At 50.4% G+C, this 21425-nt stretch carries 23 protein-coding genes and 2 tRNA genes; 12 read left to right on the top strand and 13 right to left on the bottom strand.

From position 1 onward, the window contains the following. Window positions 1-7: 7 nt before the first annotated feature. The 6 genes from trpC to trpS all read right to left on the bottom strand — a co-directional run bounded on the left by trpC (window position 8) and on the right by trpS (window position 5043). Window positions 8-781 carry an indole-3-glycerol phosphate synthase TrpC gene (gene trpC, locus F4Z13_06180; protein ID MXZ48816.1) on the bottom strand — a complete coding sequence of 258 codons (774 nt, stop codon included), beginning with the start codon at window positions 779-781 and terminating at the stop codon, window positions 8-10. Continuing rightward, a complete protein-coding gene (gene trpD, locus F4Z13_06185) occupies window positions 771-1805 on the bottom strand; it encodes an anthranilate phosphoribosyltransferase (protein ID MXZ48817.1) in 1035 nt (344 codons plus the stop codon). The genes trpC and trpD overlap by 11 nt, the downstream gene beginning before the upstream one ends. Beyond that, window positions 1795-2250, bottom strand: a complete 456-nt coding sequence (nusB, locus tag F4Z13_06190; protein MXZ48818.1) for a transcription antitermination factor NusB — start codon at window positions 2248-2250, stop codon at window positions 1795-1797. The genes trpD and nusB overlap by 11 nt, the downstream gene beginning before the upstream one ends. Window positions 2251-2259: 9 nt before the next feature. Further along, a complete protein-coding gene (locus F4Z13_06195; protein MXZ48819.1) occupies window positions 2260-2727 on the bottom strand; it encodes a 6,7-dimethyl-8-ribityllumazine synthase in 468 nt (155 codons plus the stop codon). 11 nt (window positions 2728-2738) lie between these two features. Beyond that, complete coding sequence (ribB, locus tag F4Z13_06200; protein ID MXZ48820.1) at window positions 2739-3938, bottom strand: 3,4-dihydroxy-2-butanone-4-phosphate synthase; 1200 nt, start codon at window positions 3936-3938, stop codon at window positions 2739-2741. 103 nt (window positions 3939-4041) lie between these two features. After that, window positions 4042-5043 carry a tryptophan--tRNA ligase gene (gene trpS, locus F4Z13_06205; GenBank protein MXZ48821.1) on the bottom strand — a complete coding sequence of 334 codons (1002 nt, stop codon included), beginning with the start codon at window positions 5041-5043 and terminating at the stop codon, window positions 4042-4044. 229 nt (window positions 5044-5272) lie between these two features. Here trpS and F4Z13_06210 point away from each other — a divergent pair, with 229 nt between their 5' ends. The 7 genes from F4Z13_06210 (at window position 5273) to F4Z13_06240 (ending at window position 10820) form a co-directional block, all read left to right on the top strand. Next, a complete protein-coding gene (locus F4Z13_06210) occupies window positions 5273-5557 on the top strand; it encodes a hypothetical protein (GenBank protein MXZ48822.1) in 285 nt (94 codons plus the stop codon). 78 nt (window positions 5558-5635) lie between these two features. Continuing rightward, on the top strand, window positions 5636-7168 hold the full coding sequence (locus F4Z13_06215; GenBank protein ID MXZ48823.1) for a DNA replication initiation control protein YabA: 1533 nt from the start codon (window positions 5636-5638) through the stop codon (window positions 7166-7168). A 209-nt stretch (window positions 7169-7377) separates the two neighbouring features. Then, window positions 7378-7662 carry a hypothetical protein gene (locus tag F4Z13_06220; GenBank protein ID MXZ48824.1) on the top strand — a complete coding sequence of 95 codons (285 nt, stop codon included), beginning with the start codon at window positions 7378-7380 and terminating at the stop codon, window positions 7660-7662. Window positions 7663-7739: 77 nt separating this feature from the next. Continuing rightward, window positions 7740-8651: a zinc ABC transporter substrate-binding protein gene (locus F4Z13_06225; protein MXZ48825.1), complete on the top strand. Its 912-nt coding sequence runs from the start codon at window positions 7740-7742 to the stop codon at window positions 8649-8651. A 7-nt stretch (window positions 8652-8658) separates the two neighbouring features. Then, entirely contained in the window at window positions 8659-9420 is a 762-nt protein-coding gene (locus F4Z13_06230; protein MXZ48826.1) for a metal ABC transporter permease, read from the top strand. 90 nt (window positions 9421-9510) lie between these two features. Then, entirely contained in the window at window positions 9511-10629 is a 1119-nt protein-coding gene (locus F4Z13_06235) for a SidA/IucD/PvdA family monooxygenase (GenBank protein ID MXZ48827.1), read from the top strand. Next, a complete protein-coding gene (locus F4Z13_06240; protein ID MXZ48828.1) occupies window positions 10629-10820 on the top strand; it encodes a hypothetical protein in 192 nt (63 codons plus the stop codon). Before F4Z13_06235 ends, F4Z13_06240 begins: the two co-directional genes overlap by 1 nt. A gap of 226 nt (window positions 10821-11046) precedes the next feature. On the opposite strand, the gene F4Z13_06245 is transcribed toward F4Z13_06240, so the two are convergent. Continuing rightward, window positions 11047-11123 (bottom strand) — tRNA-Arg (locus tag F4Z13_06245). 129 nt (window positions 11124-11252) lie between these two features. Between F4Z13_06245 and F4Z13_06250 the strand changes: the two genes are divergently transcribed. Further along, a complete protein-coding gene (locus F4Z13_06250) occupies window positions 11253-11873 on the top strand; it encodes an iron-containing redox enzyme family protein (GenBank protein ID MXZ48829.1) in 621 nt (206 codons plus the stop codon). Here the strand turns inward: F4Z13_06250 and F4Z13_06255 are convergent. Both F4Z13_06255 and F4Z13_06260 read right to left on the bottom strand, forming a co-directional pair. Next, window positions 11853-12434, bottom strand: coding sequence for a DNA-3-methyladenine glycosylase I (locus tag F4Z13_06255; GenBank protein MXZ48830.1), 582 nt, complete (start codon window positions 12432-12434; stop codon window positions 11853-11855). The genes F4Z13_06250 and F4Z13_06255 overlap by 21 nt on opposite strands. A gap of 17 nt (window positions 12435-12451) precedes the next feature. Next, window positions 12452-13510 carry a hypothetical protein gene (locus F4Z13_06260; protein MXZ48831.1) on the bottom strand — a complete coding sequence of 353 codons (1059 nt, stop codon included), beginning with the start codon at window positions 13508-13510 and terminating at the stop codon, window positions 12452-12454. Window positions 13511-13729: 219 nt separating this feature from the next. Here F4Z13_06260 and F4Z13_06265 point away from each other — a divergent pair, with 219 nt between their 5' ends. The 4 genes from F4Z13_06265 to mtaB all read left to right on the top strand — a co-directional run bounded on the left by F4Z13_06265 (window position 13730) and on the right by mtaB (window position 16844). Next, window positions 13730-14050: a hypothetical protein gene (locus tag F4Z13_06265; GenBank protein ID MXZ48832.1), complete on the top strand. Its 321-nt coding sequence runs from the start codon at window positions 13730-13732 to the stop codon at window positions 14048-14050. Further along, window positions 14032-14388 carry a hypothetical protein gene (locus F4Z13_06270; GenBank protein MXZ48833.1) on the top strand — a complete coding sequence of 119 codons (357 nt, stop codon included), beginning with the start codon at window positions 14032-14034 and terminating at the stop codon, window positions 14386-14388. The genes F4Z13_06265 and F4Z13_06270 overlap by 19 nt, the downstream gene beginning before the upstream one ends. 96 nt (window positions 14389-14484) lie before the next feature. Next, window positions 14485-15558: a tRNA 2-thiouridine(34) synthase MnmA gene (mnmA, locus tag F4Z13_06275; GenBank protein MXZ48834.1), complete on the top strand. Its 1074-nt coding sequence runs from the start codon at window positions 14485-14487 to the stop codon at window positions 15556-15558. Next, entirely contained in the window at window positions 15339-16844 is a 1506-nt protein-coding gene (gene mtaB / locus F4Z13_06280; protein ID MXZ48835.1) for a tRNA (N(6)-L-threonylcarbamoyladenosine(37)-C(2))-methylthiotransferase MtaB, read from the top strand. The genes mnmA and mtaB overlap by 220 nt, the downstream gene beginning before the upstream one ends. Before the next feature lie 62 nt (window positions 16845-16906). Here the strand turns inward: mtaB and F4Z13_06285 are convergent, their stop codons facing one another. The 4 genes from F4Z13_06285 to F4Z13_06300 form a co-directional block, all read right to left on the bottom strand. Then, a complete protein-coding gene (locus F4Z13_06285) occupies window positions 16907-17983 on the bottom strand; it encodes a TolC family protein (GenBank protein ID MXZ48836.1) in 1077 nt (358 codons plus the stop codon). A 389-nt stretch (window positions 17984-18372) separates the two neighbouring features. Further along, window positions 18373-18464 (bottom strand) — tRNA-Ser (locus F4Z13_06290). A 65-nt stretch (window positions 18465-18529) separates the two neighbouring features. After that, window positions 18530-19954 (bottom strand): mannose-1-phosphate guanylyltransferase/mannose-6-phosphate isomerase, encoded by a 1425-nt coding sequence (locus tag F4Z13_06295; protein ID MXZ48837.1) that lies wholly within the window; start codon window positions 19952-19954, stop codon window positions 18530-18532. Beyond that, window positions 19918-21405: a DUF4301 family protein gene (locus tag F4Z13_06300; protein MXZ48838.1), complete on the bottom strand. Its 1488-nt coding sequence runs from the start codon at window positions 21403-21405 to the stop codon at window positions 19918-19920. The genes F4Z13_06295 and F4Z13_06300 overlap by 37 nt, the downstream gene beginning before the upstream one ends. Between the last annotated feature and the right edge of the window lie 20 nt (window positions 21406-21425).

Below are 21425 nucleotides of genomic sequence, written 5' to 3' on the forward strand. Positions count from 1 at the left end.
CACTCCATCAGCAAAGAAAACCGCGAAGAGCCTCCCCGGGGCTTTTGGCTTTCATAAATGTTTCTCCTATAAGAAAAGTGTCTATACCGCAGGCCATAAGTCCTTCCATATCGTTGACCGACGATATGCCGCTTTCGCTTATTATGATTTTTCCTTCAGGCACCATGCCGGAAAGCCTCTTTGACACGTCAAGTGAAACGTCGAATGTCCGAAGGTCTCTGTTATTTATGCCGATTATTTCGCTTCCCGCCAGCAGGGCGGTCTCGAGTTCCTCCTCGCCGTGCACCTCCACGATGCAGTTCATTCCTAGGGAACCTGAGAGAGAAAGATATTCCTCTATTTGCCCGCGGTCCAAGACGGCGACTATAAGAAGCACGAGGTCAGCCCCGTGGCACCTTGCCTCGTAGACCTGGTAGGGGTCTATGGTGAAATCCTTTCTCAGAATCGGAAGCGCCGAGTGAGTTCTTATATCGGAGAGATAGGAGATATCGCCTCCGAAAAACTTGCGGTCGGTAAGAACTGAAAGCGCAAAAGCCCCCGAGGCTTCATACTCCCGGGCAATAGAGAAATGATCGAAATCATCCCTTATGACTCCCTTGGAAGGAGAAGCCCGTTTTATTTCCGATATTATCTTCACCCCCCGGGTCTCTGCGTGAAGAGCGGCAAAATCAATTGCCGGGGAACGGTCCGCGGCGGCGGACACGAGTTCTTCAAGAGGAAGCTTTTTTTTCGCCTCATCCAGTTCCTGCCTTTTATACGCAACTATATCGTCAAGAATCATTCGGCTGGTTCCGGTTGGTAATTTCGATCAGCATCTCAAGCTTTCCAAGCGCGGCCCCGCTTAAAAGAGAATCTTTGGCCAGAGCTAGTGCTTCCGCAAGGCTCGCCGCCTTACCCGAAACGTATATGGCCGCCATCGCGTTAAGTAGGCTCGCGTCTGTCTTCGCACCGTTCTCCCCTCCTCTCAGTACAGAAAGGGTTATCTCCGCGTTTTCGGCCGCGCTCGCGCCGCCCCTGAGTTCTTCCTGCGAGCCGGTTTTTACACCAAAATCTTCGGGGTGCAGATCGTACTCGGCGATTTCGCCGTCTCGAAGTTCGGCCACTTTGGTGCTTCCCGTAACGGTTATCTCGTCCATGCACCCTTCTCCATGAACCACCATGACCTTTTGCGAACCCAGGTTTTTAAGCACTTCGGCGACGGGAACGAGAAGCTGCGGTGAGTAGACTCCCATAACCTGATTTTTTACTCCCGCGGGATTTACCACGGGACCTATCAGGTTAAAAACAGTCCTTATTCCGAGTTCCTTTCTGCACTTTGCTACATTTCTCATGGCGGGGTGATATACGGGAGCGAAAAGAAAAGCTATGCCCGTTTCCGAAAGACATTTCTGCGCAAGAGACGGAGAAATACCTATTTTCACCCCAAGTGCTTCCAGAACGTCCGCGCTTCCGACCGGGCTTGAAACCGACCTGTTGCCGTGCTTTGCAACCGTGACTCCCGCTCCTGAGACTATGAAGGCAGCGGTTGTGGATATGTTAAATGTCCCGCTTCCGTCACCACCGGTCCCGCAGAGATCCACTGCGGTTTCCCTGTCGCAGTCTATCTTTTCGGCCTTACCCAAAAGGGCCTTCGCAACGCCGGTTATCTCGGAAACGGTTTCCCCCTTCATGCGAAGCGCCGTAAGAAAGGCAGCCATCTGGCTTTCGGGAAGTTCCCCCTCCATCATAAGGTCAAAGACCGCGGCCACCTCTTTTTCCGAGAGATCCCCGCCTTCCACAAGCTTTGAGATTACCTCAGTTATCATTGCTTAACTCGCCTTTTTCCATGCCTTTTCCGATTTTATCGAGAATGCCGTTTATAAACGCGGCGGAGGTCTCCGACCCGAACTCCTTGGCCACTTCGATCGCCTCGTTTATAGTAACAGGCAGGGGTATATCGCTCAAGAAAACGATCTCGTAAACCGAGAGGCGCAGAATGTTCCTGTCTATCATGGACATTCTCGACACCCTCCAGTGTTCAGAAGATCTGTTTAAGATGCTGTCTATGGCGTCGATATTTTCCAAAACGCCCTGGCAGAGCAGAAACGCAAATTCAAGCGTTTCGCCGTCCGCCGCTTCGTGATGAAGTAAACAGAAAGACTCAAAATCGGAACGCGGGTTGGATAAACGTGGGGAACCGTCCCCTGAGGCTGAATCAACCTGATAGAGAAACTGAAGGGCGGTTTCTCTTGATAACCTTCTCTTCCCCATCTGGTAAATCTAGGAAAGCGCTTTTACGAGGTTAACCATCTCAAGCGCGCTGAGAGCGGCCTCGCTTCCCCTGTTTCCCGCCTTGACCCCTGCCCTTTCAATGGCCTGCTCGGTGGTCTCAGTGGTTATTATGCCGCAGCAGACGGGCACTCCGGTCTCAAGAGCCACCGCTGCGAGGTCCTTTGTCACCTGCGAAGCGAGAAAATCAAAATGGGAAGTCTGCCCCCTTATTATGGCTCCAATCGCCACAACAGCATCGTATTTTCCTGACAGCGCCGCCTTTTTCACCGCCAAAGGCACCTCGAAAGAGCCGGGCACCTTTATCACGTCTATTGACCTCTGGCCCGCACCGTGGCGAACAAGGGTATCGATCGCTCCCTCCGTCATGGGGTTCGTGACAAAGCTGTTTACCCTGCTTGACACTATGGCGAAGCGGAATTTCCCGGCGCTCAGTTTTCCTTCTATCGTTTCAGGCATCTACTCCCCTCTTACTTTGATATTGAGACAATATTACTGTAATCAGCACTTTTTCCCATTGCAATTTCCTTTTCCGTGTAATCCGAAATATCTATGGGAACGCTCCCGACCATCCTGAGCCCGAATCCCTCAAGCCCCTTTACCTTTATCGGATTGTTAGTGAGAAGCCTTATGTCGCGCACTCCAAGATCCCTGAGTATCTGGGCCCCCACTCCGTAATGCCTGAGTTCAGCCTTGAGTTCTTGTCTCTCCGAAACAAGGGCGGGTATCTCCTTTATTTTTCCGTTTGAATAGCGCTTTATCTTTTTCGCAAATCCCCCGTTGCTTGACTCCTGGTTTATGTAGACGAGAACCCCGGAGCCGTTTGCCTCTATCATCTTTAGGGACTGGGTAAGCTTTGCCCTGCTGTGGCAGTAAAGCGAACCGAAAATATCGCTTATGGCGCAGTCGGAGTGCACCCTAACGAGCGTGTCCTCCTCGGAGCTTGGTTCCCCCTTCACAAAGGCCATGTGCTGAAGACCGTCTATTTCATTTTCAAAAGCGATGGCACGAAAAACCCCGTACTCGGTAGGCACCTCCGCCTCTGCCACCCTGCGCACGAAGCTCTCCTTGCCTATTCTGTACCTTATCAGATCCGCTATAGTGGCGATCTTTATGCAGTGCTTTTTCGAGAAAGCCATCAGATCCTCAAGACGCGCCATGTCGCCGTTTTCCTTCATTATCTCACAGATAACCGACGCCGGATGGAAACCCGCCAGCCTTGATATGTCGACTGAGCCTTCTGTGTGGCCGGCGCGGACAAGCACCCCGCCCTTTTTCGCTATGAGTGGAAAAATATGCCCGGGACGCACGAAATCCTCAGGTCTTGAGCCTTCGGATATGGCCTGTCTTATCGTTGAGGCCCTGTCATGGGTCGATATGCCGGTCGTAACCCCCTTTTTCGCGTCTATGGGGACGGTGAAAGCCGTGTGTTCGGGAGCTTCGTTGTACTCGGGCTTTATGGGCTGAAGAGCCAGACGGTCCGCGTCTTCCTGAGTAAGGGAGAGACAGATAAGACCACGGCCGTGAGTAGCCATGAAATTGATCATTTCCGCGGTAGCATTTTCGGCGGGTATGACGAAATCTCCCTCGTTCTCCCTGTCTTCGTCATCGACCAGTATTACGAGTTTGCCCTGTTTTACGTCATCAATAATTTCTTCGATGGAGTTCATTTTCTCACATACTCTTCCGTCGCGAAAAACGTCATAAACACAAACAATTTCTTTAAGCAGGATATAGAATAGACAGCGTCTCTGTCAACAAACACGCGGAGCTTTACGTGCGGAAAAGACCAACCTTCTCCTTTATCTCCTCCATGTTCTCTTCGGCTATCCGTTTCGCCTTGAGGGTTCCCTCGCGGAGTATGTCCCTTACCTCGTCCGTCCTTTTTTCATACTGCACTCTTTTTTCCCTAACGGGCTCAAGGAGAAGGTTTATGGCGCGGGCGAGTTTCTTCTTCACCTCTACATCCCCGACGTTTCCTGTCTTGTAGCGGTCCTTGAGGTCCTCTATCTCCTCGGTATCGTCGTTGAAAAGATCGTGGTAGATAAAAACCGGATTGCCTTCCACGGTGCCCGGTATGTCGGCCCTTATCCTCTTCGGGTCGGTATACATGCTCCTTACCTTGCGCTCAACTTCCTTTTTACTGTCGCTGAGGTATATGCAGTTGTTAAGGCTCTTGCTCATCTTCCTGTTCCCGTCGGTGCCTACGAGGCGAGACGCTTCGCTAATGAGCGGTTCAGGCTCTCCGAAGTAATCGCCGTAGAGAAAATTGAACCTCCTGGCAAGCTCCCTGGTGAGTTCCACGTGACTCAGTTGATCCTCGCCCACGGGGACCTTAGTCGCCCGGAACATCAGTATGTCGGCCGCCATCAGCACGGGGTATCCGAGAAGCCCGGCAGAGTAGTTGTCCCCCACTCCCATATCCTGAATTTTCTCCTTAAGGGTGGGGATTCTCTGGAGCCTCGGCACAGGGCAAAGCATCGAGAGTATGGTAAAGAGTTCGGTTATCTGAGGCACTTGGGACTGGACATAAAAAACCGAGCTCTCCGGGTCCATTCCCACCGAAAGCCAGTCGCATACCATCTCGATCGTGTTTTCCTCAACCTCAACAGCCCTGTCGTAATGCGTGGTCAGCATGTGGAGGTTGGCAACCAGAAAAAAACAGTCGTATTCGCTCTGAAACCTGATGCGGTTTTGAAGCGAACCCACAAGGTGTCCCAGATGAAGTTTTCCCGTCGGTCTGTCTCCGGTAACCAGAATGGGTCTTGAGCTCACTTTAACCTCCGAAAATCGATGCGTGGCGGTAATGTTACTCAAACAGCGAAGATACTCAACACGAGGTATGGGATTAAGGGCCGTCGGCCCAGGCTCTTGTTAGATTCCTGCAGGAAATAAAATCCCACCACGCCGAAACCGAAGACCTCACCGGCCTCGATCACATCATTGACACGGTACTTTCTTGTGTGGTAGGGTAAATGATAATATTTCTCATTTACCCATGCAGATGAGCAGAACATTTTCCTTATCGCTTACAATCGCCTTTCTGGGAGCGCAGATGCTCTCCTTTGCCCATGCGGCCGAGTACGGTTCCTGGGAACACGAGCATGAGGGAATTGCCTGCGAGATATGCCTGAGCGCCAAGTATCAGGACTTCTCAAGTCCCGACGCCGCGAGCGGGCCCAGTGTTCTTCGCCACGCGGAATACGTCTCTCAGTCACCCGCTAGCGCTACCATCGTTCGGGACAATTACGATGAGGGAATTACCCGCGGACCTCCCATCCCATCCTGACTCTGTAAACAGACTTTTTATTCCCCGCGCATACGTGCGGGCAGCGGAATTTTCTTTTCAAACTTTAAGGAGGAAAAAATGAATATATTGCGTTTCGCGGTAATAACTGCGTTTTTTGCCGTCTTGCCGTTTTCTCATATCCCCGCCTTCGCCGCTTCTGATCAGGAGATAGAAGCTTTGAAGAAGGAAATACAGGAAATGAGGTCAGAATATGAGAACCGGATTTTAAAGATGGAGGAAAAACTTGCCGAGATGAAGACTGCGGCAACCGTGGATAAAACGAAAACGACTTACTCAAAGAGCAGGGACAGCGTCTACCCCGGCAGAGCCATTTACAACAGCACCCTTAATCCTTCAATCGGAGCGGTACTGGGCGGACGCTTCGCCGCATTCTCTTCTGACGAGGGCGAGATTCCAGGGTTTGTCCTAGGACACGAAGGAGAACGCGGAGCGGAAGGAATTTCCCTCGGAGAAACCGAACTTAATCTTTCGACAAGTGTTGACGATAAATTCTACGGCCACATAACCACGGCCCTTGCAGACCATGGAGACGGGGTTGAGATAGAGCTTGAGGAGGCATACGTGGAAACCCTTCCAGGTCTCGGGCTTCCAACGGGAGCGACGATAAGGATGGGACGCGCGTTCTGGACTTTTGGATACCTGAACGAGCATCACGCCCACGCTGACGATTTCGCCGATCGTTCCCTGCCTTACAGGGTGTACCTTGACAAGGGCTTTAATGATACCGGAGCGCAGATTTCATACGTGCTTCCAACAGATTTCTATGTTGAGGCGGGAGGCGGTATTTTCCGCGGAGACGATTTCCCGTTTGCGGGAGCTGAGGGTAGCGACATAAACTCATTCAGTGCCTTCCTGCGGGTAGGCGGTGACATAGGAAATAATTCATCCTGGAGAATCGGGGGTTATTTCCTTGACGGAGAGGCAAGCGGTCGCGCCGGCGGACACGGACATGGACACGAAGACGAGCATGCCCATATGGATGACCACATGGATGATCACGATGACGACCACATGGATGATCACGATGATGACCACATGAATGACCACGATGATGACCACATGGATGACCACGCGGGTGAACACATGGATGACCACGATGATGACCACGCGGATGAACATGGACATGAGGAGTTCTTCAGCGCCGGCATGTTTACGGGCGACACGAGGCTTTACTCGGTTGATTTTCGCTACGTTTGGGCCCCCACTGGAAACATCCGCCAAAAAGAGGTGCTTCTCCAGGGTGAGTATTTCTGGCGTGAAGAAGAAGGCATCTACACTCTTGAGGAAGGAGGCGAGGTCCACGAAGAGCACCTCGACGGAGGAAGCCACGGCTGGTATGCACAGGGGGTTTTCAAGTTCTCGCCGAAATGGAGAATCGGAACCCGCTATTCCCAGATCTACTCTCCTAAGGATTCAGGGATAGATCATGACCCCTACGCGGTAGCAGTCATGGGAGACTGGTCAAACAGTGAATTCTCGCGCATACGCCTTCAGTACAACTACGAGAAACTGGGTGAGGACCTGAGCGACAACCAGATCCTGCTCCAGTACATAATGAGCATAGGCGCACACGCCGCGCATAAATACTAAGAGCAACCGTAGCGTGAAACGCTACCTGGTTTTTCTCTCTACCCTCATGCCGGGGCTGCTTTTCGCGGCCCCGGCATATTTTTTGGCAGCTGGCCCAGGGAATCGGTGGAACTGACGGCCCGAAGTACATACACAAGTACATACATCATTGACATCGCACTTTTTCGTGTGGTAGGCTAAATGATAATATTTCTCATTTACCCATACAGATGAGCAGAACATTTTCCTTATCGCTTACAATCGCCTTTCTGGGAGCGCAGATGCTTTTCTTTGCCCATGCGGCCGAGTGCGGTTCCCGGGAACACGAGCATGAGAGAGTTTCCTGCGAAATCTGCCTGAACGCCAAGTATCAGGACTTCTCAAGTCCCGGCGCCACGAGTGAAGTCCGTGTTCTTCACCGCGCACAGCACGTCCCGCAGCCGCTCGCTGACGTTATCTTCGTTCGGGACACTTGCGAAGCGGGAATTACCCGCGGACCTCCCATCTCCTCCTGAGCTGTAAACAGACTTTTTATTCCCCGCGCATACGTGCGGGCAGCGGAATTTTCTTTTCAAACTTTAAGGAGGAAAAAATGAATATATTGCGTTTCGCGGTAATAACTGCGTTTTTTGCCGTCTTGCCGTTTTCTCATATCCCCGCTTTCGCCGCTTCTTATCAGAAGGTAAAAGTATTTGCCTGCGAACCGGAATGGGCGGCACTGGCCCAAGAAATCGGCGGTGACAAGGTGGAAGCGTTTTCAGCCACCTCGGCCACACAGAATCCACACTACATAAGGGCACGCCCAAGCCTGATATCCAAAGTGCGCAAAGCCGATCTGCTGATCTGCTCGGGCGCAAGTCTTGAGGTAGGCTGGCTTCCGGTTCTGCTCAAGAAGGCAAGTTCTGATCTCCAGCCCGGCTCCGCCGGTTACCTTATGGCTGCAAATCTGGTCACCATGCTCGAAGTACCGGTTGTGGTCGACCGCAGCATGGGAGATATACATCCGGAAGGCAATCCCCACTTGCACCTGAATCCGTACAACCTGATAATTGTAGGCGAAGTGCTTGCCGATCGCCTTTCGGAAATCGACCCTGGGACCGCCTCTTTTTACAAAAACCGATTCCAGGATTTTTCATCACGCATGCAAAAGGCCATCTCCCGGTGGGAATCCGAGGCCGCCGAGCTTAAAGGGAAGCCGGTGGTGGTTCATCACAAATCGTTTAGTTATCTGATTGACTGGCTCGGAATGAAAGGAGTGGGGGCGCTTGAACCGAAACCCGGAATTCCCCCCACAGCTTCTCACCTGAAGAATCTGCTGCAGCAGTTAAGAAACAGCCCGGCGGATGTGATTATCCGTACCCCTTACGATCCGGCTGGCGCGAGTGAATGGTTCTCGGAGAAAACCGGGACAAGGGCAGTCGTGCTTCCTTACACCATTGGCGGTGACAGCCAGAGCGGCGACCTGTTCGCGCTGTTTGACAGGATTATAGCTTTGTTAAAATAGACATATAATGTTAAGCGGTGAACTTCTGGAAATCATCGGGCCGGCAGTGGCTGCGGGCCTCATGATTGCGCTTACCCACGCTCCCTTGGGCATCGAGGTGCTGCGCCGCGGCATCATCTTCATTGATCTTGCGGTGGCGCAGATTGCGGGACTCGGGCTTGTGGTCGGCAACATGTTTATCCATGATCCTTCTCCGTTGCTGATCCAGTTCATGGCTCTTAGCTGCGCGGTCGCGGCAGGGCTGTTTTTCCGCAAGGTGGAAACGGCGATGCCCGAGCGACAGGAAGCGGTCATAGGGTGCACTTTCGTACTTGCCGCATCGCTGGCGCTTCTGCTGCTGGCCGACCACCCCCACGGCGGAGAAGAGGTAAAGCACCTGCTTTCGGGACAGATGCTGTTTGTGACATGGACAGACGTGGCGAAACACTCGCCCATTTACGCGTTGATACTGCTGGTCTGGTTCTTCAGGCCCGAGGTGCGGAACAACATTGGATTTTACCTGCTCTTCGCCCTTGCCATCACTTCGTCGGTTCAGCTGGTCGGCGTCTATGTAGTCTTTGCGAGCCTCATACTGCCGGCTCTGGCCGCCGTACGCGTAAGACAGCCTCATCTTGTCGCATGGCTCTGCGGGGTGGTGGCGCTTCTGTCAGGCATCGCCTTCGCCGTAGCGTTCGATATGCCCGCCGGACCGATTATTATCCTGTCATACACCGCGACGGCCCTGACTATACGAGGGGTCAGGATGGCAAACCGGGATCAGAGAACTTAACAAGAGTTTAATGCTCTATATCAGGAATGTTTAATGAAACAGTTATCGTTAAGTCATCCTTTCGATATGAAACATTAGGAGATCAGAGAGATGAGACAATTTGATGTTGTCATTGTTGGAGCCGGTCCGGCAGGGATAGGGGTTGCCGCTATGCTTAAAGATCTGGGTATAAAGCGAATGATTGTTCTTGAGAGAGAAGAAGTCGGCGCGACCTTCGACAAATGGCCGAAGGAAATGCAACTCTTAACCCCCTCATTTACCACTAATTTTTATGGTCATCTTGACCTTAATGCGGTTATATCCGGAACCTCGCCAGCATATATGCTTCAAAAGGAACACCCTACCGGCAAAGAGTATGCGCTGTATTTAAGAACTGTATCAGAATATTTTGATTTGCCGGTTATGGAACATACAAATGTAGAGGAGGTACTTTATTCTGAAGGCTCTTTTAAGGTTCACATCACTGAAGGAAAGCCGATAGAGTCTCGCTTTTTGATTTGGGCGGCCGGAGAATTTCAATACCCGAATACAAATTCCATTTCAGGTGCTGAACTGTGTTTGCATAACAGCCGGGTGAAAAGCTGGGAACAGGTTGAAGGCGATGAAATTTATATTATCGGCGGTTATGAGAGTGGCATTGATGCAGCCATCCATTTAAGTCGATTAGGCAAGAAGGTTCGTGTATTAGATCGCGATGCGCGTTGGAGTAGAAAAACAACTGACCCAAGTGAAAACTTATCACCTTTTACGTTGGAGAGATTGAAGCAAGAAATAATTTATAACAGGATTGAGCTTGTTGGTAAATCCATGGTTAGGGAGATAAGGTTGGAGCAGGACAAGTATTTGATTTATGTCAGAGGCAAATCATTACCTTATCAAAGTGCCACACCACCCATTTTGGCAACAGGATTTAAAAGTAGTTTGGTCGTCATTAAAGAGTTGTTTGATTGGGAAAAGGAGAAAGATTACTGTTTGCTGAATGAGCAGGATGAATCAACCAGAACTCCTGGATTGTTTCTCGTTGGTCCACAAGTTCGTCATGATGATCTTATTTTTTGTTTTATTTATAAGTATCGGCAGAGGTTTGGTGTTGTCGCTAATGCAATTGGAAAACGATTGGGTATGGATACAACGCTGCTTGAGCCATATCGTAATGAAGGTCTCTACCTAGATGATTTGAGCTGCTGCGGAGAGGAGTGTGTTTGCTGATGCAAGAAGAGTTAGTTCAGAAAAAAGTTAAGGCCAATATAAACGTACAATGGTTATGCCAGTTAATTGCCAGTTTGTCTTGGTTCGCTTCCGTTTTTGCTTACGGATCATTTGAACTGGGTGATTGCCTGCAATTGTCAGCTGCATCCGCATGGACCGTATCTAATATTATGAACTATCTTAGCCAATAAAAATTATGTCATAAGCCAAAGCACGTGGCGGTGGAGGCAGGAGGCCAGTGTCAACAGAAGTGGCTTCTGGCGCATACGACGCCTTTAAGTTTGGAACTCTTGAACAAAGACGCCGGTTGGTGAACTTTGTATCTTCGAACCTAGAGCTAAAGGGATTAACCCTTTTTTATACCTCGCCCCTTGAAAAAACCGTGATAGGTTCGTAAATGCGTCTAATATTGAAGAATGGCGCGCCCGGAGGGATTCGAACCCCCAACCTCTTGATCCGTAGTCAAGCGCTCTGTCCAGTTGGGCTACGGGCGCAGAAAAGCGACGTTTCCTAATGGTTCCTGAGCCAAGTGGCGCAGTCAACCCGGAAAACGGCAGGGACGATTAACAATACGGATTTCTGTATTATAATAGTCGTTCTGAATTTTATTTCGGGAAAAACTAATGGAAAAGCTTGAATCGCTTCTTGACATCGAAGTCGAAACCTATCTTCGCAGGGTGAAAGACAAAGAGGAGATAAAGAATCTTGTTTCCGGGAACCTAACCCGGAAAACCTACGCAAGATTCCTGTTCACTTTTTATATAATCGAATTTCTGAGTCAGAGAGCGGTTAACATGGCAAGCATAAACACTAAAGACTCCGATCCCTACCTAAGCAAAAGGTTCCATTCCTGCGCACAGGGAGAACTCGGACATGCCGAGATTGCCCTTCGTGACCTAAAGGATCTCGGGGAAAAGGAGATCAACCCTTTCTGCCTTGAGATCGTACGGGAATACGACGAGTTCCTGCAGAATGCCGCCGAGCAGTTTCCTCTCGCGATACTCGGACACTCCTATCTGTTTGAAAACGTATCGGGACTTCTTTTTCCTGAGGTAGAAACAGTTCCCGACCCCTCAACTTTCATAGAGGTTCACGCCAAGGAAGATCCCGCGCACTCCTTAGCGATAAAAAAAACGGTAAGAAGAATCGAAAAAGATCTCGGCAAGGAAAAGATCGAAAAAATTGTCCAGTTCAGCAGGGAAAGCGGAGATTACCTGATGCGGCTATTTGATTCCCTTGCCTAGACCTAGGATCTCTTCATAGCGAAAACACGAGACCAGATGATCGTTCACCACCCCCGTCGCCTGAAGATGGGCGTAGACGATAGTGGGACCCATGAAGCGGAAGCCTCGTTTCTTAAGGTCGCGACTGACCGTCACTGAAAGTTCCGTAGAGGCCGGTATTTCCGATAGTTCCTCCCAGGTGTTCGTAACCGGAACTCCGCCGGTAAATCCCCACAAATAATCGGAGAAGCTCCCGAACTCATCCCGTATTTCCAAGAACCGGGCAGCGTTATTTATAGAAGCCTCTATTTTCTTCCGGTTGCGTATTATTCCGCTGTCCGACATGAGCTCCTGTATCTTTTTCTCTCCGTAGCAGACAACTTTTTCCGGATCGAACCCGTCGTAAAGGCGCCTGTAGTTCTCCCTTTTGCGAAGAACCGTAAGCCAGCTCAGCCCGGCTTGGGCGGACTCGAGGACCAGAAATTCAAACTGCTTTTCGTCGGAAAAAACGGGAACTCCCCACTCCTTGTCGTGATAAGCTCTCTCAAGATCGGTGTGCTCGCACCAAGGGCATCTTCGCATTCTATTTACTCCTAGGTTCAAAGGAAAATGTTGTAGAGAAACCCAAAGAAAAGCACCTGAGGGACGGCCACCACTGGAAGGAGCAAAGCTGTCTTTCTGCCTATGTTAGTCCAGAGAAGTCCGATCTCCGTATAGTCGGTCACAACCCCCGCCATCAGGAAAACGAAGGGATTTCCAAACGCCTGGACCTTGTCATAGATCTCAAACGCAATAACCGAACTTCCCTCGCTGCAGACCTCAATCACGGTAGCTCCCACAAGGGTGAGCAAAAGACCCCCGGCGTCCGGACCCAGATAACGCATGAAAAATTCCCCGGGGACGTATACGTCTATCAGGACCGCCGCGATAAGCCCGATTATAAGCCACCAGAGAACCATGTTGGAAAGACTGAGACTTCCCCTGAGAACTCCCGGAACAGTTTCCCTCAGGGAAAAATTCTTTATCTTTTCCCACTCGTATCCTTCTCCCAAGCCAGTGAAGTCGTTTTTCTCCACGTAGCCGCCCCGCTCAAGTGCCTCGAAGATAAGGCCGGTAATAATGGCGATAAATCCCGCCGTGACTATGAACAGAACACCTTTCCACCCGAAAAAGCTTATGAGAAGAATGGTTACGGGGAAATTCGCCCATGGAGAAGCGAGCAGAAATGTTATCACAGCCGGGATGCTCGCCCCTTTTTTGTAGATCTGGATCGCTATTGCAAGTATTCCGTGGGAACAGGAAGACATTACAAAACCTCCCGCGAGCGCGTAGAAAAGCGATGGCTTGCCCGTTTTGCCAAGGTATCTGTATATAAACCCTTGGGGAACGAAGTAATCTATTGCCCCTCCCAAAAGAAAGCCTAAAGCAAGCGGAATGGCGAGCAGTCGGAGATAGCCCAGCAGAGAAGCATTAAGGGCCGAAAGAGGCGACAGGAAGGAAACGGCAACCAAGCACAGAAGCAACGCGAGAGAGATCTTAAGGTTTCGGCTGACTCGAAGCGGTTCGCCGGGAGGGGGGACATGGCAACATGAGGCCTGATCAGTATCCGTGTTAGAAACCGTATGGACCACTAGACAATTCCCGAATTCACTTTTTATCCGCCTTCAACGAAAAACTAAAGCAAATTTAATCCTTACTACGCATCTGCCGAGAAACCCACGCGCGCAGAGAACTTTCCTCTCATTATTTCGCGAAAATCGAAAAAACTCAGCTGATTAATATTCTCCGCTCTCGCGCTGTTATGATGTGATAGTATACCCTGAATAATGCGATTCGGATTAACCAGAATCCCATACATTCCAAGGAGGTTTTTCATCATGCGATCAAGAAGTTTCGGTGTTTTGTTTTTGTCATCGGTGTTTTGCATTGCGGGACTGCTCCTGCTTTCATCTTGTGGAGATGATGATAAGACGGAACCGATGGAGATGAGAGGATTTTTTCTCAGCATTACTGAGGCAAATACATTAGATTGCGGCTATGAAAACGCCAACGTATTTTTAAGGGGAGATGAATCCACCGGTAGGCTTGACGTTGAAATTGTCTCCACAAGCCCTACTTTTCCGGACTCCGAATTCAAGTATAAGGGATCAAAAATCATCAAGGGAGAGGGGGGGGGAACGTGGAAAAAACTATTGTAGCCTCCTACGTAATTGAAAGTGATGATGGAAATCTCTCCCCGGCAACAGTAAATGTCGTTTCAAAAACCGACGATGAAATCGGCAACGGGGCCACCATCTTTACCGGTTACTGGACCGGCAACGCTGTCCGGCCTGCTGGCAACCCTATAGTGATGTGTCCATATGTACTCGTACCGAGAGAAGCATTAGATGGAGACAGCTGTGGGGAGGAAGTATCGCAGATGGCCGCGGGGTTGAGAAAATATTTTGCCGACGACGCAGACAATCCAACTAAGTTGGGAGATTGCTACAGGCAGCTTACTCCTGAAGGCAGGCTGTCTCCAATGAAATTCGAATGAAGAAGATCTCTCATATTGTGATCAAGAGTTGACTTTGCCGGAAATCCGGATTTTTCCGTTTGTCCGCCTTTTTTTCTAGGGTAGAATCCTTGCGTTATGGGAAAGAGAATAGTGGTAGCCATGAGCGGAGGGGTAGACAGTGCCACCACAGCCGCCCTTCTTAAGTCCCAAGGGCATGAAGTCATAGGAATGACCATGCAGCTTTGGGATTATGGAGAGAGTGAAGGAGGATGTTGCTCCGCGGATGAGGTCTGCGACGCCAGAAGAGTCGCATACGAGATAGGCATACCTCACTACGTGGTAAATTACATGGACTCCTTCAGGGAACTCGTGGTCTCCGATTTCGTAAGCAAGTACGATTCGGGAGAAACTCCCATACCCTGCGTGCTGTGCAACCAGTTCATGAAGTTTGACTTCCTTCTGAAGCGGGCTCTTGAGCTTGACGCGGATTTTCTCGCCACGGGCCACTACGCGAGGATATCCCGAAGCGCCGAAACCGGCGAGTACTCTCTTGAGCAGGCAGTTGATCCCGCCAAGGATCAGTCTTACTTTCTCTTCACTCTAGGCCAGAGAGAACTTCAAAGGCTCATTTTCCCTCTGGGAGACAAAACGAAAACCGAAGTGAGAAAAATTGCCGAGAATATGGGACTCAGAGTCGCCACGAAGGCCGAGAGCATGGGCGTCTGCTTCATCACGGGAGACGGCTACAGGGAATTTCTCGAGCCCTACCTTGAAAGAGGAAAAATAGAGGGCGACATAGTGGACATGGAGGGAAATCCTATCGCCAGGCACAGGGGAATCGCTTCTTTTACCATCGGCCAGAGACGCGGGCTCGGTTTCGCGAAGGGAAGGCCTATGTACGTTGTCGGTATCGACGCGGAGCGAAATGAAGTCAGGGTCGGAGAGGAAAAGGACCTTTACAGCAGCTCCCTCGCCGCGGGAAATCTCTCTTGGGTAAGCGGGCCTCCCGAAGGGGAAATCGAGGTGCGCTCGAAAATAAGATATCGCCACGGCGCGGTCCCCTCCAGAGTGACCGTCACGGACGACGGGGAGGCAATAGTCAGTTTCTCAGAACCGCAAAAAGCCGTGACTCCCGGCCAAGCGATCGTTTTCTACAAGGACGAGGCCGTGATGGGCGGGGGCTGGATAAAAGGAGCGTGCGTCCAGTGAAGAGGATCTCCGTCGTAACTCTGGGGTGCAAGGTTAACCAGTACGACACTGCCGCCCTGCTTAACCATCTGCCATCCTCCGAGTTCGTAAAGAACGAAAAATTCGACGAACCGGCTGAAGTGTACGTAATAGACACTTGCACCGTCACGCACAAGGCGGATTCGGAAGCAAGAAACTATATATACAGGGCGAAACGATCAAATCCTCGCGGCGTGGTAATAGTGACGGGCTGCTACGCACAGGTCTCCCCCGAGCAACTCTCGGCCATGGAGGAAGTCGACTACGTAATAGGAAATTCCCACAAGTTCTCATCCCTTCTAGGAGTCATACGCCGGGGAAAGGTTCAGAGCGAGCCAAAGGTTCTCATATCCGATATCTTCAAAGAAAAGAAAAGGAAATTCGACACCCCGGATATCAGATTCTTTCCCGACAGGACAAGGGCATTTCTCAAGGTGCAAGACGGGTGCAACTATGCCTGCACGTTCTGCGTGATACCGAGGGCGCGCGGGCGGTCCCGCAGCCTAGAGGCGAATGAAGTTATCTCTAGGCTAAGAACTCTCGCGCATGCGGGCTACAGGGAAGTGGTCCTCACAGGTGTTCACTTGGCAAGCTACGGAAGGGACATAGGCTCTGATCTCGTCGGCCTGCTTGAAAAAATTGAGGAATCCGGGGCAGTACGCAGGATAAGACTGAGCTCGCTTGATCCCGCGGATACCACAGAAGAGCTGATCAACTTCGTCTCGGAATCGGAAATTGTCTGTCCAAGCTTCCACGTAGCGCTTCAAAGCGGAGACAGAGAAGTCCTCAGAAAAATGAGAAGAAGATACAGCCCCGAGCAATTCCTTGAGTGCACGGACACTATACGTAGCGTTTTACCGGAGGCCTCGATCGGTACAGACATAATGGTCGGATTTCCCGGGGAAACGCAGGAACAGTTTGAAAATTCCCGTGATGTCGCTGCCGCTTCGGAACTCACTTATTTCCACGTGTTTCCCTATTCGATAAGAAAAATGACCCCTGCTGCGAATATGAAAGACCAGATTTCCCCACAGGTAAAAAAGGAAAGAGCGGCGGAGCTTCGCGCGCTTGGAAAAACGAAAAAAGAAAACTTTTACAGAACGTTCATAGGCAAAACCCTTGACGCCATTGTCGAGAGCAAATCAAACTGTACCACGGAAAACTACATACACGTAAAACTGACTGAAGGTGCAATCGATACCGGGACGGAGATAAAGGTAAAAATAGAAGATGTAAGAAACGAAGTTGCCTACGCAATTGCTGTGTAAAGAATTTTCTGAAAAACTATCTTCGGTTTCATAGTCCCCTTAATACACCCATTATTTTTCTGCTATTTTCCTATTACAGTCGCTAGCCGTTCCACATTGGCACGAGCAGTGTGATAGCGTCTTAATGAATCGTAATACTGAGATCTTGCATCAAATAAGGTGCGTTGCGCATCAAGCACTTCATGATAGGAGAACCTGCCTTTAACAAACCCGATGCGGGCCAGCTTAAACGCCCTCTTTGCAGACGGTAACAATTTAGTTTTCAGCCTCTGCGCCTCCGAATAATAAGTGCCCCATTGCTCCCAGCTCTCCGTAAGCTGATGCTCCAGAATCAATTTGGCTTGCCGGGAATCATTTGCCGCCTGTTTAACTTCCGCACGCGCTCTAGTGATATTTCCCCTGTTCCGATTAAAAACAGGTATTGGAAGTGAAACGGAAAAAATAAATGCCTGGTCACCGCTTACTTTAAAATCCCTCACTCCAAGACTAAAGCTCGGATCTGGAATAGCCCGCGCCCGCTCAAGATCTAAAAGCGATTCCTTCTCCATTTTTACATGGAAAAATCTTTGGATATCGGGAATACGGGCTAGGTTCTCACGGTAGCTCTCTATGGAAGCGGGAGGTTTGAGCTCAAAGAAGTGAGCGTGGTCAAGCGAACTGTCCAATGTGGAAGCTCCCAATAATTTTGCGAGCTTTTCTTTGGCTATTTTTAGTTCATGCTCCTTTCTTTCACGTGCTATAGTACTGGTAGCATAAGCCACTTCCGCCTTGCTTAGCTGAATCCCCTGTTCCACCGCGGCCTGCATTTGTTCAGATACGGTTTGCAGAACATCCTTGGCTAACTGCTCCTGCTCCACCGCGAGTTTGACTGCCTCGTCCTTGGCCAACGCATCGTAATATGCTACACGAACGTCGCGTTTAATATTCAGTTGTTCGGCCATTAAGGCCGTGCCGGCTGCTCCACGGGCTGCTTTTGCAGCATTTCTGCGCGCTGAACGCTCACCGCCAATCTCAACAGTCTGCGTCAGGCTGTAGGTTAGCTCAGCCGAGTCTGTTCCACCGAATCCGCCACTGCCGACAACATTTCCAGCCTCGAATCCGATCTCTGGATTCGGCAGGTACCCCGCTTGGTTTTCCACACCCTTCGCAGCTTCCACGCTGGCAACAGCCGATTTAAGGCGTGGTGAATAATCCAGAGCATTTTGAATCGCGTCTGGCAGGGTAAGTACAGAACTGCCGCTATAAATGCACTCCGCGTGTTTATGAGCTTCAGGTAAGTGCGGTTCTTCCGCCCTTAATGGATGGATGCGACAAAACTCCCATCAATAAAACAATCGTACAGAACACACATAATTGCGAAAGCATCTTTGTTCCTCTGCATCTCCATAAAAAACGCCTAAAAATTAACGTAGGTAAAAAAATTATTTTAGGCTTGTCTAAATTTATTCTTAACTCTAATAGAAATGGGCTTAGTGTCAAGTAAAAATTACGGGAATGCAGACAGTCGTTTGATAATGGAGACAGTAAATGGCGGAGAGAGTGGGATTCGAACCCACGAAGGGGCTTTCACCCCTTACTCGATTAGCAATCGAGCGCCTTCGACCACTCGGCCACCTCTCCCCGCTCGGTGAAAAAATCATAACTCAACGGAAAACAGAGTCAAAATTCCGCTCCGCATGTTTTTTTCAACCTCTAACGGAAAAAACCTCAAGAATGATCAGGATATCGTCTGTCTTGTTTTCGACAGCGTAGTTGGCCCCGTCTTCAAGAAAAACGGTTTGCCCAAGGCCAAGTTTATCGCCGCCTTTATCGCCGATTATCAGAGCTTCTCCCTCGAGAACTAGGAGTCGGAGATCATGAGAAGAGGTGTTCTCCGTCCTTGCCGTTTTGCCGGAAAAAACAGTTGTTTTCGTTACTTTCGAGAGTTTTCCTTTTTCAATTTCTTCCCTGCTACCCCAAGGATAGTGAACTACCTTCGGGCGGTCTGCCTCATCCCTCCCCCGCTCTCTTAATTCCTTCGCAAACTCGCCCGCCTCATTCGAACGGTCAAGATCGGAGATAAAAACGGCGTCCCTAGTTTCAATCACGGCAACGTTGCGAAGACCGGATACGCAGACAAGCCTCGAGCCGCTTTTTACAATGGAATCCTGCGTGCCCTTCAAGATTACGTCTCCTTCAAGCACGTTGCCCTCGGAATCTTTCGGGAAAAACTCGTAGAAAAGCCGCCATGACCCTATGTCGCTCCACGGAAAAGAAGACGGTATTACGGCTCCGCGCGAGGTCTTCTCCATTACCGCTCGGTCAACGGGAACGGAAGGAAGCCCGCCATAAATATCCCTGCTGATTTTCCCGCGGGAAGTTTCGTGGATCGGCTCATACAGGTCGGGGCAAAAAGCCGCGTATTCATCAACCATGGTCCGGGCCCGGAAAACGAACATTCCGCTGTTCCAGAAGAAATTTCCTGAAAGCAGGTATTCGCTCGCAACTTCGGCACTAGGCTTCTCAACAAACCTTTTTATTCTAAGCCCGCCGTCGCGAAGCGGCTCCCCTCCCTCGATGTAGCCGTATCCGGTCTCGGGAACAGAGGGGGTGATTCCAAAACACACTATGTAATCGTCTTCGGCAAGCGAAACCGCCCTTCGCACGTGATCACGGAAATTCTCATCGTCCCCGACCACATGGTCCGAGGGGAAAACCATTATTACCGCGTCCTCGTCTTCTGAGGCAATTTCTCGAGTCCCGAGCAAAATCGCCGGAGCAGTGTTTCTGCCCACAGGCTCGGTCACAATTTTTATCTTTCCCAGAGAATCCGTGGAACGAAGGTTCTCTTCAATCAGCGAGCGCTGTTCTTCCTCAAGCACAACAAATATGTTTTCTTCAGCGACAAGACGGGCGGCACGTTTAAGCGTCGCAAGCAGAAGTGATTCATCCCCGTTTATGGTTAGGAACTGCTTGGGCAAAGACCGCCTTGAGAGAGGCCAGAGCCTGGTTCCCCGTCCCCCGGCAAGAATAAGGCAGTAAAGATTTTCTTTAGGCATTTTGAGAACCGAGTTCGCAGAACAGCTTCTGAGTCTTACTCTACCTGATGGGGCTCCTTCAGGAGATCCCATACGGTTTTCACGGGATTAAACGTTGTGGAGGGAACTTCCACGAAAACAGTTATCCAGCCGGACATGGAACCGTTCCAGAGCCCGGGAAGCTCAAGCGCCTTTATCTTCTTTGTGCCTAAGATTTTTTCAGTAATAATTCCGGCTTCCGGGTCGACAAAGCCAGTCAGATTAAACTTCTCCCCCCTAAAATCCTTTACTCCGCAGACAATATCCACAGGATTAAAATGGGTTGAGTTCTCCCAGATATGCCGTTGGGAAGAGGAATCTCGGTCAACCTCGGCACTTTCAACTATCTGAAGCAACTCTCCCCTTTCTCCTGCTCCTTCCACCCAGAACGGACCGCCGCCCGGTTCACCCACGTTCTTTACGACACCGCATACCCTGATGGGCCTGTGAAGCGTCCGAAACAAGAACTCCCTCCTGCCAGCTCCAGACAGCCCTGAAAGTTCCTGGGAAAGGTCCATGAAAAGCTTTTCCCGGCAAAAGGAAATTATCTCCCGCTCAAATGCCTCAGAGGTCCAGGAGGAAGAAAGAGCTTCTGTGTAGAGGAAAACCCTTTTCTGGATAGAGAAGAGAGCTCCCCCCAGGGTCTTTTTCCACTTAACTGTATCGGGGAGAAGCTCCTCTTTCGCCACGTTATCTATGTTCTTTACGAAAATACAGTCATAGGAAAGTTCATTCAGGTTCTTCAGCAGCGCTCCGTGCCCAGCGGGCCTTCTGAGCAGAGATCCGTCGGCGCCAGTAACAGGCGTGTTGTCCATTGCGACCGCGATTGTATCCGTTTCGGGGTCCTGAACCGAGTACGTTACGTCAAATGAAACCCCTTCATAGGACAGAAGAGAAGCTGTCTCCTTCTCCTCCAGAGCGAACCGCTTCGCAAAGGCAGGGGGAATTGTAAAATGCATTGAGACTGTACCGTGTGAGTTTGTATACCCTATGGCTTCCCTGAAATGCTCGCAAAAAGCTGTCCTCCGTTCCCCGCCGTAGCTATGAAAAGGCACAAGCCCTTTGGGAACGTTTCCGTAACCCAGGCCATCGGTTCCCAAAAGGGTGTCGAAAACAAGTCTGAAATTCCCCGAAGAGGCAATCTTTTCTATTTTTTCCCCGAGCCTTTGCTCAAGCAGGTCCGCAAAGGGAAATCTTGCCGCGTTTGAGAGGAATTTCTCAAGTATCTTTTTCTCTTCGGGATCCAAAGCCTCTTCGTCCGAGGAAAAAGTTTCCCGAAGCATACTGAGGTCCCGAAACATTCTCGAGGCCGCTCCCGATGCCGGAATGAATTTGCACACACTAATTTCAGGAAGGGCGTCCTCGTATTGCTGCTGAAGCACCCGGGACTCATCCTCTTCCAGTTTTCTTATGCCGTCGCCGACTGTCGCGGGGCGAAGGAGCCTGCGGAAGGGGTAACCCTTTTTGAAGCGTTCAATCTGTTTTTGAATATCCAAGATACGAATTTCCCGCGGCGGACTCCGAC

Source organism: Candidatus Dadabacteria bacterium (assembly GCA_009837205.1).
Taxonomy (GTDB): Bacteria; Desulfobacterota_D; UBA1144; order Nemesobacterales; family Nemesobacteraceae; genus Nemesobacter.

Coding starts and splice junctions, on each gene's coding strand:
- trpC (MXZ48816.1), bottom strand. CDS start 781: ATGATTCTTGACGATATAGTTGCGTATAAAAGGCAGGAACTGGATGAG.
- trpD (MXZ48817.1), bottom strand. CDS start 1,805: ATGATAACTGAGGTAATCTCAAAGCTTGTGGAAGGCGGGGATCTCTCG.
- nusB (MXZ48818.1), bottom strand. CDS start 2,250: ATGGGGAAGAGAAGGTTATCAAGAGAAACCGCCCTTCAGTTTCTCTAT.
- F4Z13_06195 (MXZ48819.1), bottom strand. CDS start 2,727: ATGCCTGAAACGATAGAAGGAAAACTGAGCGCCGGGAAATTCCGCTTC.
- ribB (MXZ48820.1), bottom strand. CDS start 3,938: ATGAACTCCATCGAAGAAATTATTGATGACGTAAAACAGGGCAAACTC.
- F4Z13_06210 (MXZ48822.1), top strand. CDS start 5,273: ATGAGCAGAACATTTTCCTTATCGCTTACAATCGCCTTTCTGGGAGCG.
- F4Z13_06215 (MXZ48823.1), top strand. CDS start 5,636: ATGAATATATTGCGTTTCGCGGTAATAACTGCGTTTTTTGCCGTCTTG.
- F4Z13_06220 (MXZ48824.1), top strand. CDS start 7,378: ATGAGCAGAACATTTTCCTTATCGCTTACAATCGCCTTTCTGGGAGCG.
- F4Z13_06225 (MXZ48825.1), top strand. CDS start 7,740: ATGAATATATTGCGTTTCGCGGTAATAACTGCGTTTTTTGCCGTCTTG.
- F4Z13_06230 (MXZ48826.1), top strand. CDS start 8,659: ATGTTAAGCGGTGAACTTCTGGAAATCATCGGGCCGGCAGTGGCTGCG.
- F4Z13_06235 (MXZ48827.1), top strand. CDS start 9,511: ATGAGACAATTTGATGTTGTCATTGTTGGAGCCGGTCCGGCAGGGATA.
- F4Z13_06240 (MXZ48828.1), top strand. CDS start 10,629: ATGCAAGAAGAGTTAGTTCAGAAAAAAGTTAAGGCCAATATAAACGTA.
- F4Z13_06250 (MXZ48829.1), top strand. CDS start 11,253: ATGGAAAAGCTTGAATCGCTTCTTGACATCGAAGTCGAAACCTATCTT.
- F4Z13_06255 (MXZ48830.1), bottom strand. CDS start 12,434: ATGCGAAGATGCCCTTGGTGCGAGCACACCGATCTTGAGAGAGCTTAT.
- F4Z13_06265 (MXZ48832.1), top strand. CDS start 13,730: ATGCGATCAAGAAGTTTCGGTGTTTTGTTTTTGTCATCGGTGTTTTGC.
- mnmA (MXZ48834.1), top strand. CDS start 14,485: ATGGGAAAGAGAATAGTGGTAGCCATGAGCGGAGGGGTAGACAGTGCC.
- F4Z13_06295 (MXZ48837.1), bottom strand. CDS start 19,954: ATGGGATCTCCTGAAGGAGCCCCATCAGGTAGAGTAAGACTCAGAAGC.